We start from the raw sequence: 1847 nt of genomic DNA, 5'->3' as shown, positions 1-1847 counted from the left end.
GGATAATGCGAACAGCGCACGGCGTTAAAGTTGTTCTGCTTCATCAGCAGGATATCCTGCACCATCGTCTGCTCATCCATGACCTGACCATGCAGAGGATGATGCTCGTGACGGTTAACGCCGCGAATCAGCAACGGCTTGCCGTTCAGCAGCAGCAGACCATTTTCAATCCGCACCTCGCGGAAACCGACATCGCAGGCTTCTGCTTCAATCAGCGTGCCGTCGGCGGTGTGCAGTTCAACCACCGCACGATAGAGATTCGGGATTTCGGCGCTCCACAGTTTCGGGTTTTCGACGTTCAGACGTAGGGTGACGTGATCGGCATAACCACCACGCTCATCGATAATTTCACCGCCGAAAGGCGCGGTGCCGCTGGCGACCTGCGTTTCACCCTGCCACAAAGAAACCGTCACCCGCAGCTCATCGCGCAGCTCGCCGTACATCTGAACGTCTGCCTCCAGTACAGCGCGGCTGAAATCATCATTAAAGTGAGTGGCTACATGGAAATCGCTGATTTGCGTGCTCGGTTTATGCAGCAACGAGACGTCACGGAAAATGCCGCTCATCCGCCACATATCCTGATCTTCCAGATAACTGCCGTCACTCCAGCGCAGCACCATCACCGCGAGGCGGTTTTCTCCGGCGCGTAAAAATGTGCTCAGGTCAAATTCAGACGGCAAACGGCTGTCCTGGCCGTAACCGACCCAGCGCCCGTTGCACCACAGATGAAACGCCGAGTTAACGCCATCAAAAATAATTCGCGTCTGGCCTTCCTGTAGCCAGCTTTCATCAACATTAAATGTGAGCGAGTAACAACCAGTCGGATTCTCCGTGGGAACAAATGGCGGATTGACCGTAATGGGATAGGTCACGTTGGTGTAGATGGGCGCGTCGTAACCGTGCATCTGCCAGTTTGAGGGGACGACGACAGTATCGGCGACAGGAAGATCGCACTCCAGCCAGCTTTCCGGAACCGCTTCTGGTGCCGGAAACCAGACAAATTGCCACTCACCATTCAGGCTGCGCAACTGTTGGGAAGGGAGATTGGTGCGGGCCTCTTCGCTATTACGCCAGCTGGCGAAAGGGGGATGTGCTGCAAGGCGATTAAGTTGGGTAACGCCAGGGTTTTCCCAGTCACGACGTTGTAATACGACGGCCAGTGAATCCGTAATCATAGTCATAGCTGTATCCTGTGTGAAATTGTTATCCGCTAACAATTTCACACAACATACGAGTCGGACGCATAAAGTGTAAAGCCTGGGGTGCCTAATGAGTGAGCTGACTCACATTAATTGCGTTGCGCTCACTGCCCGCTTTCCAGTCGGGAAACTTGTCGTGCCAGCTGCATTAATGAATCGGCCAACGCGCGGGGAGAGGCGGTTTGCGTCTTGGGCGCCAGGGTGGTTTTTCTTTTCACCAGAGAGACGGGCAAAAGCTGATTGCCCTTCACCGCCTGGCCCTGAGAGAGTTGCAGCAAGCGGTCCACGCTGGTTTGCCCCAGCAGGCGAAAATCCTGTTTGATGGTGGTTAACGGCGGGATATAACACGAGCTGTCTTCGGTATCGTCGTATCCCACTACCGAGATATCCGCACCAACGCGCAACCCGGACTCGGTAATGGCGCGCATTGCGCCCAGCGCCATCTGATCGTTGGCAACCAGCATCGCAGTGGGAACGATGCCCTCATTTAGCATTTGCATGGTTTGTTGAAAACCGGACATGGCACTCCAGTCGCCTTCCCGTTCCGCTATCGGCTGAATTTGATTGCGAGTGAGATATTTATGCCAGCCCGCCAGACGCAGACGCGCCGAGACAGAACTTAATGGGCCCGCTAACAGCGCGATTTGC

At 54.8% G+C, this 1847-nt stretch carries 2 pseudogenes; both read right to left on the bottom strand.

From position 1 onward, the window contains the following. Positions 1 to 1181, bottom strand: a pseudogene (lacZ, locus tag RDN66_RS17620) (beta-galactosidase); the annotation flags it as partial. A 122-nt stretch (positions 1182 to 1303) separates the two neighbouring features. Next, positions 1304 to 1847 (bottom strand): annotated as a pseudogene (gene lacI / locus RDN66_RS17615) (DNA-binding transcriptional repressor LacI); the annotation flags it as partial.

The organism is uncultured Kluyvera sp. (genome assembly GCF_902485085.1).
GTDB classification, from domain to species: domain Bacteria; phylum Pseudomonadota; class Gammaproteobacteria; order Enterobacterales; family Enterobacteriaceae; genus Kluyvera; species Kluyvera ascorbata.
This window is presented reverse-complemented; position numbering and strand designations above follow the sequence as displayed.